This window comes from Acinetobacter sp. 228 (assembly GCF_048147885.1).
The window spans coordinates 1-1,358 of record NZ_JAYWYV010000276.1 but is presented as its reverse complement, the minus strand read 5'-3'; the positions used below and the strand labels follow the sequence as shown (position 1 = coordinate 1,358).

Here is a 1,358-nt window from a genome sequence, read left to right as displayed (position 1 = left end):
TTCTTCTAGGCTACTTGCCAGCCATAAAGTTGGCGTTTGGCGATATGCGCAGTCTTCTGAAAGCTCACAACCCAATTCATGCCATAGCTGAACTGACCAATGACTAAGTTTTAATTCGGCTTCCAAGTCATCCATAATGACCAAATGCCCCATGCCCGCGGCTGTTGCACCACCGATCCGAGCATCCAAAACTTGCACATTTAACCCTTGCCGAGCCAATTCATAAGCACATGCAGCACCTACAATGCCTGCCCCAATGACGATGGCATCGGTTCTCATAGCTGAATACCCCAAGCAAATGGGTCATTTTCATCCATAAATAAAGTTGCTTCGGCACTCATGTAAGCTTCACCACGAATGGTTGGAATCACATATTCCCCTGCTTGTTCATACGAGGCAATAAACTGGCTACCGATAATGCTGGCTTGTTTCCATAACTTTCCTGGCTCAAGTTTGCCATCTGCGGCCAAGCAAGCAATTTTCGCACTCGTTCCGGTTCCACACGGTGAACGGTCATAGGCCTTGCCTGGACAAAGCACGAAATTTTTACTGTCTGCTTCGGCGTCACTTGCAAATAATTCGATATGGTCAATTTCTTGCCCATCTTTACCGGTTATTCCTTGTGCTGTAAGCGCTTGTCTAACCGTCCACGCATATTCAGTCAGTTGATCTAAATTATCACTTGCAACACGTTGACCATGATCATTAATCAAGAAGAACCAGTTACCGCCCCATGCAATATCACCAATAACTTTTCCATATTTTTCAACATTAACTTCGACTGCTTTTTTATAACGATATGCCGGTACATTTCGCACACTCACTGAATGATCTTCATGCAATGTCGCTTCAACATTACCTACTGGAGTTTCAATTAAGTGTGTACCAACTTGTATTTTTCCCAAGTGTGCTAACGAAGCCACTAAACCAATCGTGCCATGACCACACATGCCTAGGTAGCCCGTGTTATTAAAGAAAATAACGCCCGCGCTCGCTTTGGGATTCACTGGCTTACACAATAACGCTCCAACCAGAACATCATTACCGCGCGGCTCTAACATGGTTGCTCTACGGAAATGGTCATATTGTTCTGATAATATTTTTCGGCGGCTTTCCATATCTCCTGTGCCTAAATCAGGAAAACCTTCAAGTACTAATCGTGTTGGTTCACCACCAGTATGAGAGTCCAAAATTTTTACTGTTTTCATAGAAGTATCCTTACATTTTCCTTTAGGAGGACTGATCTCAAAACAGCAAGCTTGATCGTTTTCTTATAAATCTATGACGAAATCAGCATAGTGAAAACTTACGTCAGCTAAAATAAAGACAAAAAAATTAGGCCATTGGCCTAATTGAAA

General features: G+C 43.0%; 2 protein-coding genes. Both read right to left on the bottom strand.

Going from position 1 to position 1,358, the window contains the following annotated elements:
• A partial coding sequence (locus tag VXQ92_RS18165) for an NAD(P)/FAD-dependent oxidoreductase (RefSeq protein ID WP_416682745.1) occupies nucleotides 1-279 on the bottom strand: 279 nt, incomplete at its 3' end.
• Nucleotides 276-1,208: a 4-hydroxyproline epimerase gene (locus VXQ92_RS18160; RefSeq protein WP_000859590.1), complete on the bottom strand. Its 933-nt coding sequence runs from the start codon at nucleotides 1,206-1,208 to the stop codon at nucleotides 276-278. The genes VXQ92_RS18165 and VXQ92_RS18160, both read right to left, overlap by 4 nt.
• Nucleotides 1,209-1,358 lie beyond the last annotated feature (150 nt).

Bases quoted from the DNA above. Each gene is read 5' to 3' on its own strand.
- VXQ92_RS18160 (WP_000859590.1), bottom strand. From the start codon at position 1,208: ATGAAAACAGTAAAAATTTTGGACTCTCATACTGGTGGTGAACCAACA.